Origin of the sequence: uncultured Granulicatella sp. (genome assembly GCF_963528315.1) — a bacterium.
In the GTDB taxonomy this organism is placed as follows: Bacteria; Bacillota; Bacilli; order Lactobacillales; family Aerococcaceae; genus Granulicatella.
Map to the genome: position 1 here is coordinate 1 of NZ_CAURVV010000039.1, position 14,866 is coordinate 14,866.

The 14,866-nt window shown below is 31.6% G+C and carries 13 protein-coding genes; all 13 read left to right on the forward strand.

Going from position 1 to position 14,866, the window contains the following annotated elements:
- The coding region (locus RYK07_RS07265) for a DegT/DnrJ/EryC1/StrS family aminotransferase (RefSeq protein ID WP_314853182.1) at positions 1-461 on the forward strand (461 nt) is incomplete at its 5' end.
- Positions 462-1,382: 921 nt separating this feature from the next.
- Positions 1,383-3,491, forward strand: coding sequence for a glycosyl hydrolase family 28-related protein (locus tag RYK07_RS07270; RefSeq protein ID WP_000834743.1), 2,109 nt, complete (start codon positions 1,383-1,385; stop codon positions 3,489-3,491).
- Complete coding sequence (locus tag RYK07_RS07275; RefSeq protein ID WP_000239018.1) at positions 3,475-4,221, forward strand: protein phosphatase 2C domain-containing protein; 747 nt, start codon at positions 3,475-3,477, stop codon at positions 4,219-4,221. The genes RYK07_RS07270 and RYK07_RS07275 overlap by 17 nt, the downstream gene beginning before the upstream one ends.
- Before the next feature lie 57 nt (positions 4,222-4,278).
- Positions 4,279-4,920 carry a phosphate uptake regulator PhoU gene (locus RYK07_RS07280; protein WP_000945328.1) on the forward strand — a complete coding sequence of 214 codons (642 nt, stop codon included), beginning with the start codon at positions 4,279-4,281 and terminating at the stop codon, positions 4,918-4,920.
- Positions 4,921-4,932: 12 nt separating this feature from the next.
- Positions 4,933-6,408 carry a UDP-glucose--hexose-1-phosphate uridylyltransferase gene (galT, locus tag RYK07_RS07285; RefSeq protein ID WP_314853183.1) on the forward strand — a complete coding sequence of 492 codons (1,476 nt, stop codon included), beginning with the start codon at positions 4,933-4,935 and terminating at the stop codon, positions 6,406-6,408.
- A gap of 12 nt (positions 6,409-6,420) precedes the next feature.
- Positions 6,421-7,431: a UDP-glucose 4-epimerase GalE gene (galE, locus tag RYK07_RS07290; protein ID WP_061743800.1), complete on the forward strand. Its 1,011-nt coding sequence runs from the start codon at positions 6,421-6,423 to the stop codon at positions 7,429-7,431.
- A gap of 183 nt (positions 7,432-7,614) precedes the next feature.
- Entirely contained in the window at positions 7,615-8,274 is a 660-nt protein-coding gene (locus RYK07_RS07295; protein WP_000793811.1) for a DUF1868 domain-containing protein, read from the forward strand.
- A gap of 24 nt (positions 8,275-8,298) precedes the next feature.
- Complete coding sequence (locus RYK07_RS07300; RefSeq protein ID WP_000738377.1) at positions 8,299-9,366, forward strand: extracellular solute-binding protein; 1,068 nt, start codon at positions 8,299-8,301, stop codon at positions 9,364-9,366.
- Positions 9,367-9,468: 102 nt separating this feature from the next.
- Positions 9,469-10,479 carry an ABC transporter ATP-binding protein gene (locus tag RYK07_RS07305; protein ID WP_000589137.1) on the forward strand — a complete coding sequence of 337 codons (1,011 nt, stop codon included), beginning with the start codon at positions 9,469-9,471 and terminating at the stop codon, positions 10,477-10,479.
- An 11-nt stretch (positions 10,480-10,490) separates the two neighbouring features.
- On the forward strand, positions 10,491-12,182 hold the full coding sequence (locus RYK07_RS07310; RefSeq protein WP_023943877.1) for an iron ABC transporter permease: 1,692 nt from the start codon (positions 10,491-10,493) through the stop codon (positions 12,180-12,182).
- 2 nt (positions 12,183-12,184) lie between these two features.
- Positions 12,185-12,895, forward strand: coding sequence for an MgtC/SapB family protein (locus tag RYK07_RS07315; protein ID WP_001149045.1), 711 nt, complete (start codon positions 12,185-12,187; stop codon positions 12,893-12,895).
- A 95-nt stretch (positions 12,896-12,990) separates the two neighbouring features.
- Positions 12,991-13,359 carry a hypothetical protein gene (locus tag RYK07_RS07320; RefSeq protein ID WP_023943875.1) on the forward strand — a complete coding sequence of 123 codons (369 nt, stop codon included), beginning with the start codon at positions 12,991-12,993 and terminating at the stop codon, positions 13,357-13,359.
- 107 nt (positions 13,360-13,466) lie between these two features.
- Positions 13,467-14,468, forward strand: a complete 1,002-nt coding sequence (locus tag RYK07_RS07325) for a LacI family DNA-binding transcriptional regulator (RefSeq protein ID WP_049488253.1) — start codon at positions 13,467-13,469, stop codon at positions 14,466-14,468.
- The last annotated feature ends 398 nt before the right edge of the window (positions 14,469-14,866 follow it).

The following is a 14,866-nucleotide window of genomic DNA, read 5'->3' on the forward strand; positions in this document are numbered from 1 at the left end:
ACAAGTGCAATATGACCGATATCATGGCTTCCCTTGGTTTGGTACAATTGGACCGTTACTCTGGTTTGCTAGAACGTCGTAAGGAGATTGTGGACCGCTATGATCGCGGTTTTGCAGGCTCTCGTATCCATCCATTGGCACACAAGACTGATAGTGTCGAATCTTCACGCCACCTCTACATCACCCATGTAGAAGGAGCAAGTTTAGAAGAGCGCAACCTCATCATCCAAGAATTGGCCAAAGCAGGAATTGCAAGTAATGTCCACTACAAACCACTTCCGCTCTTGACAGCTTATAAGAATCTTGGCTTTGATATGGCGAATTATCCTAAGGCCTATGCCTTCTTTGAAAATGAAATTACGCTCCCTCTTCACACTAAATTAAGCGATGAAGAAGTGGACTATATCATTGAGACTTTCAAAACAGTTTCTGAAAAAGTGCTAACTTCATCAAAAAAATGACAAACTACAGTCAAGTAATAGTGATTCTGTTTCTAAAAAGTCTAATTGAGTGTAAAACTGTTGTTTTCAATTGAAAGTCCTATAGTAAAATGAAATAAAAACAGGACAAATTAATCAGGATAGTCAAATTAATTTCTAGCAATATTTTAGAAGCAAAGGTGTACTCTTATAGTTTCAATATACTGTATGGTTTGAAATGAGATGTGAGCAATTTGGTGTAGCATTTAGAATTTTTATTAGGCATCATTTAGAAAATGTAGTGTCTTGTTCTAGTTTTCAATTCACCCTATTTTTTGAAAGACGCGAGTTTCCACGAATGAGGTTGTGGAAACTCGCGTCTTTCTTTTTTGTTTTCAGAATATTGTTCAAAGTTTTGAGACTATTTTTCATGTTCTAGTCATTCTTTTGAAATAATCTATAAAACACGTGTCTACAATGATCTATATGTCCTATTCCAGTATTTTAGAAGAACTGCGTCTATTTTTATAGAGCTTGAATCTAGCTTTTATAGAAAATCTATTTAAGAAATATATTGTATTGTTTTGATTTCAATCCGCTATATGAACGATATTCATGTAAATATACCTGGTGAATGCTTGCATGACAAGATATTTGTTCTTGTATTTATAAATTAGTATTTTACGAGATATCAACATGCTTTAAATACAGTGAATAGGATATTTTTATGTTCAAGCTAAGAAAGATAGTAATCACTTTTGAATGGAAGGTTAAAGAATTATTAGAAGTATGGTTAGATATATAAATGGTCACGCTTTCACAATTTTGATATTTTATTGTGTTATTCCTTGACAATTTTGATTTAAAAATATATTATAAAGAAAATGACAGCGGTGTCATTTTCTGGTATGGAATTTATATGAATATTAAATTAGGACATAATATTTTTAATTGGAGGCTAATATGAAATCTTTTCAACAAAATGAGGTTTTCTCTATTCGTAAGTCTAAGGTGGGAGTTTGCTCAGTTCTCTTAGCGGTTTTATTTATTGGAACACAAAGTGTTTTAGCTAATGAAGTAGTTGGTGAAACTTCTTCGTCTAAAGATAATATGCAAATGAACTCTTTGTTGAGTAGCACATCTACATCATTATCTGCGGAACCCCATTCTGATACTCTCAGTCTTGATAACAATTCAAGTTTAAGTACTGATAATAATGGAGGAGTGAGTATTAATCAAAATAAACCTGATATAACAAATGATACTATGATTGGTAACATCTCTGGGATGGAAGTGAATACTATTTTAAGTACTAATCTGAACGAACACGTAGCTTTGAATGTTAAAGATTATGGAGCAATAGGTGACGGGGTTAATGATGATCGTCAAGCAATTCAAGATACAATAGATGCTGCAGCTAAAGGACTAGGCGGAGGAAATGTATATTTTCCTGAAGGAACTTATTTAGTAAAAGAAATTGTTTTTTTAAAAAGTCATACACACTTAGAATTGAATGAGAAAGCTACAATTCTAAATGGTATAAATATTAAGAATCACCCTTCTATTGTTTTTATGACAGGTTTATTTACGGATGATGGTGCGCAAGTAGAATGGGGCCCAACAGAAGATATTAGTTATTCTGGTGGTACTATTGATATGAACGGTGCTTTGAATGAAGAAGGAACTAAAGCAAAAAATCTACCACTTATAAATTCTTCAGGTGCATTTGCTATTGGGAATTCAAATAACGTAACTATAAAAAACGTAACATTCAAGGATAGTTATCAAGGGCATGCTATTCAAATTGCAGGTTCGAAAAATGTATTAGTCGATAATTCTCGTTTTCTTGGTCAAGCTTTACCTAAAACTATGAAAGATGGGCAAATTATAAGTAAGGAGAGTATTCAGATTGAACCATTGACTAGAAAAGGTTTTCCTTATGCTTTGAATGATGATGGGAAAAAATCTGAAAATGTTACTATTCAAAATTCATATTTTGGTAAAAGTGATAAATCTGGAGAATTAGTAACAGCAATTGGTACACACTATCAAACATTGTCGACACAGAACCCCTCTAATATTAAAATTTTAAATAATCATTTTGATAACATGATGTATTCTGGTGTACGTTTTACAGGATTCACTGATATTTTAATTAAAGGAAATAGATTTGATAAGAAAGTAAAAGGAGAAAGTGTACATTATAGAGAAAATGGTGCAGCCTTAATAAATGCTTTTAGTTATAAAAATGTAAAAGATGAACTTGATTTAAATAAGAAAGTCGTTATTACTGAAAATACATTTTATATTTCTGATCCTAAAACAAAGGCTATTAGAGTAGCAAAAGATAGTGCAGAATATTTAGGAAAAGTATCAGATATTACTGTAACAAAAAATGTAATTAATAATAATTCTAAGGAAACAGAACAACCAAATATTGAATTATTACGAGTTAGTGATAATTTAGTAGTCTCAGAGAATAGTATATTCGGCGGTAAAGAAGGAATTGTTATTGAGGATTCAAAGGGTAAAATAACCGTTTTAAATAACCAATTTTATAATTTATCCGGTAAGTATATATCATTCATCAAATCTAATGCAAATGGGAAAGAACCAGTTATACGTGATAGCGATGGTAATTTCAATATTGTAACGGAGAATGGGCTTTACAAAATTGTAACAAATAACTTAAGTGATAAAAACGAAAAAGAAAAAAACAAAGAGGAAAAATTTAAAACAAGTTCATATGTGCATGAAAAACAATCTAATTCAAATAATGTAATTGATAGTAACCAGAAGAAAGGAGAGTTTAACTCAAGTAAAGATAATAGACAAATTAATGACAAGATCGACAATAAACAAGATAATAAGATAGAAGAAGTGAACCATAAAAAAGTTGGAGATGGCAGAGAAACTGAAAATCATATTAATAAATCTAAAGAAATAGTAGAGGTAAAACAAAAATTACCAAAGACTGGTTCGAACAAGATTATGGAACTATTCTTAACAGTGACAGGAATTGGTTTACTTTTGACACTAAAAGGGTTGAAGTATTATGGTAAAGATAAATAAAATTTGTTCGATACAAGGAAGTTCCGTAGAAAATGAGGATGCTGTAGGTTCACAAAATCAGTATTTTTGGATTATTGATGGAGCTACAGATTTATATAATTCTAAAGAGGAGATAGGTTATTCAGTCTCAGAAGTTGTACATATTTTATCAGAAAGTTTGTCGGTTAATTGTAAAGAATCAAAAACTCTTAAACAAATATTTGAAACTGCTTTACTAGAGGTTAAAGATGAAATCGGTTTAAACTCATATGAATTAACAGAGTATTATCGCTTACCAACATTTGCTTTTATATTTGCTAAACTTTCAGAAAAAAAGTTGGAGTATATGATGCTAGGTGACTGCGTCATGTTAGTAAACGAAATGGAAATAACTGATCATAGAGTAGATAACTTATTTGAAAAAGGGAAAAATGAGATAAAAGACTCAATTGGTACAAATAGTGTTTTAAATAAAAAAATTATTTTACAAAAAATCAGAAAATTATCTAATCAACCGAGTGGGTACTGGATAGGTTCGTTGGATGAGAGATTTTTAGACCATGCTATTATTAATCAAATAGATGTTACTAGTGAACAAATTGTTTTAATGAGCGATGGCTTTTATGAATTCTATCAAAATAATCAAAATAAAACTTTTGAAGAGTTAATTAAGATGAGATTTAATTCTTCTGCTATTGATCCAATCTATGGAAAGAAAGATGATGCAAGTATTGTAGTTATTGATGTTTGATATATTGTTTAAAATATTAATTGTTACTATTGAACTTTGTTAAGAAGAGGTACCTAAATGTTAAGGTTATATTTAGAAAATGAAATTATAGAATTATCAAATAATTTAGAGACCATTTGGGTATCTGTGCTTGATAAATATGAGAAGTTATTTGAATATTTATCAAATGAAGAACGAATAGAATTGATTAAAGAAGATTTAATCATAAATGAGTCAGTTCTAAATGTTGATAAAAAAGGATATGAGTTAATTTGTTTACAACATCCCGTTTCATATGACTTAAGAAGAATTATTAGTGTAATAAAAATATCAACTGACATTGAACGTATTGGGGATAGAATTGTTGAAATTTTAAAAAATCTACAGATTATTCAAAATAATGAAATTTTGAAGAAAATTATTTCAGAAATAAAAATACTTCATGAAGTTATCGGACTGCATATGAATAGGGCTATATCTTGTTATAGAGAGGAACAATCTGGATGTTTAGATATGGTTGTTATACAAAAACAGAATGAGATAGAAGAGCTTAGTACAAATATTGAAAATAAAATAATGAATTACATATTTGAAGATGATGGGAATGTTTCTGAAGTAATTGGTGCTTTAGATATTATTCATCACCTTGATAAAATTGCTCATACTACGCAATCAATTTATAAATGGATAATGTATAGAAAATATGGGAACATAAATTAGAAAGAAAAATATATGAAAACAATTATTGATAATTTTGTTGATAGAGTAATTGAATACGGAATGTATAATGAAATTGACAAAATATATGTGAAAAATAGAGTACTAGCGTTAATAGGTGAGGAGGGAACTGATCGCATTTCCGATGAAAATGACCTGAAACAAATAAAAGATTACTTAGTGGAAATCGCCTTAAAAAACGGTAAAATTAAAGATTTAATCGAGGAAAAGGAATGTTTAGGAGCAGAGTTAATGAATTTCATAGTTCCTTTACCTAGTCGATTAAATGATATTTTTTGGAGTTCATATGATATATCACCTCAAGAAGCAGTTGAAGAGTTTTATAAGTTAAGTAAAGATAGTGATTATATTAAAACTTCTGCTATTGCTAAGAATATTGAGTTTCGATCATCAACTAAATACGGAGAGCTAGAGATTACGATAAATTTGTCAAAACCCGAAAAAGATCCAAAAACAATTGCTGCTGAAAAATTAGTAAAAGCAACTAATTATCCCAAATGTTTACTATGTATGGAAAATGAAGGATATCAGGGGCGAATAAATTATCCAGCACGTTCGAATCATAGAATTATTCGGTTGAAACTTGGTGACGAAGTATGGGGATTCCAGTATTCTCCCTACTCATATTTTAATGAGCATGCGATATTTTTAAATAGTCAACATGTACCAATGGCTATTACCTCTAAAACATTTGAACAATTATTGGAGATTGTTGATATTTTGCCAGGATATTTTGCTGGTTCAAATTCTGATCTTCCTATCTCAGGAGGCTCCATTCTTAGTCATAACCACTACCAGGGAGGGAAATATATTTTCCCAATGGAAAAAGCAAAATTTGAGAGTGAATTTCGTTTTAAAGACTTTGAGGATGTTAATGCTGGTATTGTAAAATGGCCAATGTCAGTAATTAGGTTACAAAGTGAAAATAAAAATCGCTTGTTAGATTTAGCTACTAAAATTCTAAATAAGTGGAGAGAATATTCAGATTTAGAAGTAGACATCATTGCAATGACTGCAGATGTCCCACACCATACGGTGACTCCTATTGCTCGTAAAGTGGACGGAAGATATGAATTAGATATTGTTCTAAGAGATAATCATACTACTGAACAATACCCAGATGGTGTTTTCCATCCTCATCAAGATGTACAACATATTAAAAAGGAAAATATTGGGTTAATCGAAGTGATGGGACTTGCGATTTTACCACCTCGTTTGAAAACAGAGTTAGAAGAAGTTGAGAAATATCTTTTAGGAAAAGATAACGCAATTGCTGATTATCATTTAGAATGGGCCGTTCAATTGAAAGAAAATTATCCTGGACTTAAAGAGGAAGAGGTTCATAGCGTAGTTCAACATGAAGTAGGGCAAGTATTTGCGAGAGTTCTCGAAGATGCAGGTGTTTATAAGAATACTCAAACCGGACAAGAAGCATTTATGAGATTTGTTAAATCGGTTGGAATTAATTAGGAGGAAACCCAAATGGCAATATTGGTAACAGGCGGAGCTGGTTATATTGGTAGCCATACCGTAGTAGAATTACTAAATTTAGGAAAGGAAGTCATCATTGTCGACAACCTTTCGAACTCTAGCATCTTGGTGCTAGACCGTATTGAAGCAATTACAGGAATACGTCCCGTGTTTTACGAATTAGATGTTTGTGATAAACAAGCATTGAGAAAGGTATTTGAAAAAGAATCGATTGATGCTGCAATTCATTTTGCAGGTTATAAAGCTGTCGGAGAATCCGTGCAAAAGCCTGTGATGTACTACAAAAATAATATTATGAGTACATTAGCACTTGTTGAAGTGATGTCAGAATTTAATGTTAAAAAGATTGTCTTTTCTTCAAGTGCGACTGTATATGGAATTAACAATCAGTCACCCCTAATTGAGACGATGGAAACAAGTGCGACAAATCCTTATGGGTATACGAAAGTGATGCTTGAACAAATTTTAAAAGATGTTCATGTGGCAGATTCAGAATGGAGTATTGCGTTGCTTCGTTATTTCAATCCAATTGGTGCTCATGAGTCTGGTTTGATTGGGGAAGATCCCTCAGGAATTCCTAACAACTTGATGCCTTATATTGCACAAGTAGCGGTAGGTAAGCTGTCAGAGCTAAGTGTGTTCGGAAATGATTATGATACGCTTGATGGTACTGGTGTGCGTGATTATATCCATGTAGTAGATTTAGCAATAGGACATATAAAAGCTTTAGAAAAAGTATCTGAAAAAACAGATGTTTATATCTATAACCTAGGCTCGGGAGAAGGCACTAGTGTATTACAACTTGTAAATACATTTGAAAGTGTTAATAAGGTCCCTATTCCTTATAAAATAGTTCCAAGACGTTCAGGAGACGTTGCAACTTGTTATGCAAATGCAGACAAAGCATATAAGGAATTAAATTGGAGGACAACAAAATCGATTGAAGACATGTGTAGAGATACATGGAATTGGCAATCAAAAAATCCTAATGGCTATAATTGATGATACTGTCTATATGAGTGCTGTATTTTGGAAAAATTACTTAACCTTTTAATGAAATTCATATTTAATGAAAGATAAATTTTTTTAAAAAATTTTTTGAAAGCGCTTGACAAAGGAAACGGTTTCATTGTATAATGTAAACATAATGACACCGATGTCAAATATAAAAAAGAAGGTCTTTATATGAAAAACTTAACAAAAATTAAGTTCAAAGAGAATGGGGAATTTAATCATTTCCCTGGGAATACAGTTGTAGCAAATCTTTATACTAAACAAGATTTGATGGAAGTTGTTGATATTATTCAATCACGTTATAGAGAATTACCATTTATCGATAAGTTTACTTTAACTCCAAGGAATTCTATTCACATGACTGTAATTGAATTGTTGTGCCATGAAAATCGTGAAACGGAGTTTTGGAGCAGTAATCTTCCTCTAGATACACCTTTACAGGAAATACATGATTACTTTGCTAAACAACTTGAAATTTTTCCATTGTTGGATGAAGAAATTCATATGCGTGTAACTGAAATGGGAAAACAAAACATATTAGTTGAACCTGCAGATGAAGCTTCTGCAAAGAGATTAGAAGAAATTCGTACTTATGTCTCAGAAAAAGCAGGTGTTCGTTTCCCTAATCATGATAGATATCAATTCCATATTTCAATTGGGTATCTTCGAATTCCTTTAACCGAAGAGGAGGAAGAAGAGTTTACTAAAGTCAGAGCAGAATTAACTGAAATTTTATTAGAGAAGATTCCAACTATTACTGTAAATCGTATTGACTATACTGTATTTGAAGATATGAGACAATTTGTTCCATATCACGAAAAATTTAAATAAAATAATAAAAAAGGAGAACTTATCATGAAAAAAATGAAAGTTTGGTCTACTGTACTTGCAACGGGAGTTGCTCTTACTACACTTGCTGCTTGCTCTGGAGGTTCAAATTCTACGACTGCTTCTTCATCTGAAGAAAAAGCTGATAAAAGTCAAGAATTAGTAATCTATTCGAACTCAGTCTCAAATGGTCGTGGTGATTGGCTAACTGCTAAAGCAAAAGAAGCTGGTTTTAATATCAAAATGGTTGATATCCCTGGCGCTCAATTAGCAGACCGTGTTATTGCTGAGAAGAATAATGCAGTTGCAGATATGGTATTTGGAATTGGTGCTGTTGATTCAAATAAAATTAGAGATCAAAAATTACTAGTACAGTACAAGCCTAAATGGTTAGATAAAATTGATCAATCTTTATCAGATAAAGATAATTATTATAATCCTGTGATTGTTCAACCATTAGTTTTAATTGGGGCGCCTGATGTAAAAGAAATGCCTAAAGATTGGACAGAATTAGGTAGTAAGTATAAAGGTAAATATTCAATTTCTGGTCTTCAAGGTGGTACAGGACGTGCAATTCTAGCAAGTATCTTAGTTCGATACCTTGATGATAAAGGTGAATTAGGTGTTTCCGAAAAAGGTTGGGAAGTAGCAAAAGAATATTTGAAAAATGCATACACTCTTCAAAAGGGAGAAAGTTCAATTGTTAAGATGTTAGACAAAGAAGATCCAATACAATATGGAATGATGTGGGGTTCTGGTGCATTAGTTGGACAAAAAGAACAAAATGTTGTTTTCAAAGTTATGACTCCTGAGATCGGTGTACCATTTGTAACTGAACAAACTATGGTTTTAAGCACTAGTAAAAAACAAGCGTTAGCTAAAGAATTTATTGATTGGTTTGGTCAATCAGAAATTCAAGTAGAATATAGTAAGAACTTTGGATCTATTCCTGCAAATAAAGATGCCCTCAAAGATCTACCAGAAGATACTAAGAAATTTGTTGATCAAGTGAAACCACAAAATATTGACTGGGAAGCTGTTGGAAAGCATTTGGATGAATGGGTAGAAAAAGCTGAATTAGAATACGTACAATAAGAAATAAGAGTTAATTTTTATGTCCAAGTCTCTCTATTATTTCTAAATTTATGGAAGAAATAAAGAGAGGCTTTTGGTTTAGTAATAGAGGGAGTTAGTGAGATGATTAAATTTGATAATATTCAAATTAAATATGGTGATTTTGTTGCAATTGATAATCTGAATTTAGATATACATGAAGGGGAATTTTTTACATTTCTTGGGCCTTCAGGATGTGGTAAATCAACTACTTTGAGAGCATTGGTAGGTTTTCTAGATCCATCATCAGGAAGTATTGAAGTTAATGGAACAGATGTCACTCATTTGGAACCTGAAAAGCGTGGAATTGGTATTGTATTTCAATCTTATGCGCTATTTCCAACTATGACTGTTTTTGATAATATTGCATTTGGTTTAAAAGTTAAGAAGGTAGCTCCAGATGTTATTAAAGCTAAAGTATCAGCAGTAGCAGCAAAAATTAAGATCTCTGATCAACAGTTACAGCGTAATGTATCAGAATTATCTGGGGGTCAACAACAAAGGGTAGCATTGGCTCGTGCTCTGGTTCTTGAACCTAAAATTCTTTGTCTAGATGAACCATTGTCAAACCTTGACGCAAAATTACGTGTAGATTTGAGAAAAGAGTTGAAAAGACTTCAAAAAGAGTTAGGTATTACTACTTTATATGTTACTCATGACCAAGAGGAAGCCTTAACTTTATCTGATAGAATTGCAGTCTTTAACAATGGATACATCGAACAGGTCGGTACACCTGTAGAGATTTATCATAATTCTCAAACTGAATTTGTATGTGATTTTATTGGCGATATTAATGTTTTGACCGATGAAACAGTCCACGAAGTATTACTGAAAAATGCAAGCGTTTTCTTAGAAGATAAAAAAGGATACATTCGATTAGAGAAAGTTCGATTCAATCGTGAAACTGAACAAGATTTCATTCTAAAAGGGACAATTATTGATGTTGAGTTTTCTGGAGTTACAATTCACTATACAATAAAAGTTTCTGAAAGTCAGATTCTTAATGTAACAAGTATTGATAGTCAGGCTGCTATTAGATCTGTCGGAGAAAGTGTGGACTTATTTATCACACCATCAGACGTTCTGCAATTTTAAGGAGGTGCAGTATGCGTCATAAATTAAATTTAAAAGATTGGCTTATTCGTTTAGGGTTAATCTGGTTCCTAGTAACATTTATTATTTATCCAAACTTTGATCTAGTAGTGAATGTATTTGTAAAAGGAGGAGAATTTTCCCTTGAAGCTGTACATCGTGTTCTAAAATCTGAGAGGGCACTTCAGAGTATTATGAACAGTTTTAAGTTAGCATTTTCACTCATTATTACAGTTAATGTCGTAGGTATTCTTTGTGTTCTATTTACAGAGTACTTTGATATTAAAGGTGCTAAAATTTTAAAATTAGGCTATATGACCTCTTTAATTTATGGAGGAGTGGTTTTAGCGACTGGATATAAATTTGTCTATGGTCCTTATGGATTGATAACAAAATTTTTACAAAATGTTATCCCTTCTTTAGACCCTAACTGGTTTATTGGGTATGGTGCAGTCTTATTCATTATGACATTTTCAGGAACTGCTAATCATACATTGTTTTTAACAAATACAATTCGAAGCGTTGACTATCACACTATTGAGGCTGCACGAAATATGGGAGCAAAACCATTTACTGTTTTCCGAAAAGTAGTGTTACCAACCTTAATTCCAACTCTATTTGCACTTACTATTATGGTTTTTCTTAGTGGTTTGTCTGCAGTAGCAGCACCCATGATTGTTGGTGGTAAAGGATTTCAAACTATAAATCCAATGATTATTACATTTGCAGGGATGGGGAATTCTCGTGATTTAGCTGCCTTACTTGCAATTATTTTAGGTATTGCAACTACAATTTTGCTTACTATCATGAATAAGATAGAAAAAGGTGGAAATTATATTTCTATCTCTAAGACTAAAGCGCCTCTTAAAAAACAAAAAATTGCATCTAAGCCTTGGAATATCATTGCTCACATTGTAGCATATGGATTGTTCACAGTTTTCATGCTTCCACTAATTTTTATAGTATTATACTCATTTACAGATCCAGTTGCAATTCAAACAGGTAACTTAACATTATCAAACTTTACTTTAGAAAATTATCGCTTATTCTTTAGTAATAGTGCGGCATTCTCTCCATTCTTGGTCAGCTTTATTTATTCTATTATCGCTGCGACAACAGCAACAATTCTCGCAGTTATATTTGCTCGAGTTGTCAGAAAACATAAAGCTCGCTTTGATTTCTTATTTGAATATGGTGCTCTACTTCCTTGGTTACTACCAAGTACACTTTTAGCAGTAAGTTTATTATTTACTTTTAATCAGCCACAATTTCTTGTCTTGAATCAGATTTTGGTAGGTAGTTTGGTAATTCTACTTATTGCATATATAGTTGTAAAAATCCCATTTTCTTATAGAATGGTACGTGCTATTTTATTTAGTGTTGATGATGAGATGGAAGATGCAGCAAGAAGTATGGGTGCTTCACCTTTTTATACTATGATGAAGGTTATCATTCCATTTATTTTACCGGTTGTTCTCTCTGTTATTGCTTTAAACTTTAACTCTTTATTAACTGACTTCGACTTATCTGTATTTCTTTACCATCCATTAGCTCAACCGCTGGGTATAACTATTCGTTCAGCAGGTGATGAAACAGCAACTTCAAATGCTCAAGCACTTGTGTTCGTTTATACTATTGTATTAATGATAATTTCTGGTTCTGTATTATACTTTACTCAGAGACCAGCTAGTAGAAAAAGGAAATAATAATGCAGGCAACAAGCTTAGGACTATCATATATCGAAATTGTATTAAGAATTGTACTTTCATTAGTTATTGGTGGAGTAATTGGTTTAGAGAGAGGAAGTAAATCTCAACCAGCAGGTATTCGTACACATAGTATTGTTTGTCTGGCTGCATGTTTAATTATGATGACTAATGAGTATGTATCTTATAAATTTGGTACAGGAGATCCTACACGCTTAGGTGCGCAAGTTATATCAGGTGTTGGTTTTCTTGGGGCTGGAACAATACTTATTACAGATAAAAAGAAAATAACTGGTTTAACAACTGCAGCCGGAATATGGGCTTCAGCTGGAATCGGTCTAGCTATAGGTGTTGGTTTTTATGAAGGAGCCGTACTAGGAGCAATTTCTGTTTGGAGTGTTATAACTATGTTCCAACCTTTAAAAAAATATCTTCAAAGTCGTTCAAAGATAATCGAATTGTATATCGTTGTTAGATCTACAGAGGCATATAATCGGGTACTAGTATACTGTGCTGAGAATGGCATTAGAATGACTGATTCTAGAACTGCATTTGGAGATGTTAATTCAGAAAGAATTGAATATTTTGATGTTCCAGAAAAAAAAATAGCATCATTTATTACTCTAGAACTATCAGGAAGATTTGAACATCTTCGTTTGATGGAAGAAATTGCTAATATTGTAGGTGTTATTTATGTCGAAGAAATTAGCTGAAATTTAGTAAACAAAGGGACAGATGTTTTTGTCCTTTTGTTTTTTAGATGTTTTAATCATCTAATTTTTGAGTAGATTTTTGCTCAGAGGTTTTTATGAAAGATTTTAAAATCTATTTTGATTTAGGTAAAATAGAATATTTTGATAATAATTGTTTGATACAAGTATACAAATTTATTTCTTTTTATGATATTTGTGAAATGGTGTTTCCCTTTCATTTACCTCCTGATGAGTTGATAACAAATGTTATTTTTAAAGAAAAAATTAAGTCTATGTTAGAATGTTACATTGACAGGCTATTATATATTTTTATAAATCCAACAATTTTTACTGAAAAAGTTAATCTACAATTTTATGGTAGTTTTTTCTCATATGAATTTATTTGTCGTGAAGTTGGAAACATTCTTAAAAATAAAGGTGTGAATTGCAATTTAAACTTTTTTGAAGGGGAAGAATATTTGTAAAATTAATTTTGTGAATTTGTGGATCTTAAATAATTTACAAAATTCTCTTGTTAAAAAAAATTAAATATTGTATAGTAATATTAGAATGTTCGTAATGGAGGACTGAAATGAAAAATATAAATGGGAAAAAGGTAACTATTTATGATATTGCACGTTTATCAGGTTTTTCTCCAAAAACAGTTTCACGAGTTATTAATGGTGGAGTAAATGTTAAAGAAGAAACTTATCAAGCGATTCAAAAAGTTATAGAGGAATTGTCGTATATTCCAAATGCGTATGCAAAAAATTTAACTAAAAAAGAAGCTATAAATATATTGATTTCTGTAAAAAAAATCGACTCTTTTCCTTTAATTTGGTTTCAAACTTTATTAGATAAAGTTTTACAAACTTGTAAAGAGTATGGTGTTAACGCTATTGTTGAATATTTTAGTGAAGAAGATACAATTAGTAATTCAATAATCTCGAGTACAGGAAGCTTGATAGATGGTGTAATAGTATTTTATGAAAGTAAAGAAGATATTCGGATTAATTACTTGCAAAAGAATAAAATGCCATTCATAGTTTTTGGAGAATCTAGAACACCTAATGTTGTGTATGTTTCTAACAACAATTTTCAGGCCACTTATGACATGATGAAATTAGTATCAAAAGAAAACATTAATAGTATGTGGTTACTTATGGGAGGAGAATCCCTTGTTAATATTGATCGAGAGAGAGGGGTTCGTGCTTTTTTAAATGATAATAACTATGAAATGGATTTGAAAGTAGTATATGGTCTAACTACAATAGATTCTGTTTATTCATATGCTACAAGACATCTATCTAATCAAAATTATCCTGATTTGATTTTTGTATCCGGTGATGAAAAAGTACAGGGATTGATTCGTTCTTGCTATGAGAAGGAAATTACCATTCCTGATGATATTTCAATAATCGGATTTGACAATATTCCAATTTCTCAATATTATACTCCAGCTTTATCTACAATTTCTCCTAATTATGTTAAATTAGCTCAAGAAATGATTGAAGGGGTATTAGCAATTATAAAGGGGGAAAGTGTCACATCTGTTGAAGTTTCTACTAAACTTGTTAGGAGACAGAGTTTCTAGTATTGTTTAATTCTTGAAAATCCTAATGGAAAAGATGGAGTGTTCTAAAGTAAGTTCTGTTTAGCATCTATTCAGTTTCTATTGAGTTGGATCCAATTTCCAACAAGTGGGACATTTTCACGTTCGATTTACTAAAGACATTATCACATTCGAATCACACATCTTTCAAAAAAATCGTAAAAAAGTCTTGACAAAGAAAAAACAAAGTATTAAAATAAGTTCAACAAATCAGAAAAGTAACTATTTTTGATCTTCAGGGAGCCTGTGGTGATTGTGAACAGGTGGTTGGAAGTAGTGAAAGTGGGCTGATTTTAAAAATGAATTTGAAACAATGAAAATTCGGTGCGCACACCTTACAGTGCAACTTGTTGTTAGACAAGGTAGAGATGTAAAGGGGA

What these genes read in the sequence shown, in the direction of transcription:
- RYK07_RS07275 (WP_000239018.1), top strand. Translation starts at nt 3,475, where the DNA reads ATGGTAAAGATAAATAAAATTTGTTCGATACAAGGAAGTTCCGTAGAA.
- RYK07_RS07305 (WP_000589137.1), top strand. Translation starts at nt 9,469, where the DNA reads ATGATTAAATTTGATAATATTCAAATTAAATATGGTGATTTTGTTGCA.
- RYK07_RS07315 (WP_001149045.1), top strand. Translation starts at nt 12,185, where the DNA reads ATGCAGGCAACAAGCTTAGGACTATCATATATCGAAATTGTATTAAGA.
- RYK07_RS07300 (WP_000738377.1), top strand. Translation starts at nt 8,299, where the DNA reads ATGAAAAAAATGAAAGTTTGGTCTACTGTACTTGCAACGGGAGTTGCT.
- RYK07_RS07325 (WP_049488253.1), top strand. Translation starts at nt 13,467, where the DNA reads ATGAAAAATATAAATGGGAAAAAGGTAACTATTTATGATATTGCACGT.
- RYK07_RS07270 (WP_000834743.1), top strand. Translation starts at nt 1,383, where the DNA reads ATGAAATCTTTTCAACAAAATGAGGTTTTCTCTATTCGTAAGTCTAAG.
- RYK07_RS07280 (WP_000945328.1), top strand. Translation starts at nt 4,279, where the DNA reads ATGTTAAGGTTATATTTAGAAAATGAAATTATAGAATTATCAAATAAT.
- RYK07_RS07310 (WP_023943877.1), top strand. Translation starts at nt 10,491, where the DNA reads ATGCGTCATAAATTAAATTTAAAAGATTGGCTTATTCGTTTAGGGTTA.
- galE (WP_061743800.1), top strand. Translation starts at nt 6,421, where the DNA reads ATGGCAATATTGGTAACAGGCGGAGCTGGTTATATTGGTAGCCATACC.
- RYK07_RS07295 (WP_000793811.1), top strand. Translation starts at nt 7,615, where the DNA reads ATGAAAAACTTAACAAAAATTAAGTTCAAAGAGAATGGGGAATTTAAT.
- RYK07_RS07320 (WP_023943875.1), top strand. Translation starts at nt 12,991, where the DNA reads ATGAAAGATTTTAAAATCTATTTTGATTTAGGTAAAATAGAATATTTT.
- galT (WP_314853183.1), top strand. Translation starts at nt 4,933, where the DNA reads ATGAAAACAATTATTGATAATTTTGTTGATAGAGTAATTGAATACGGA.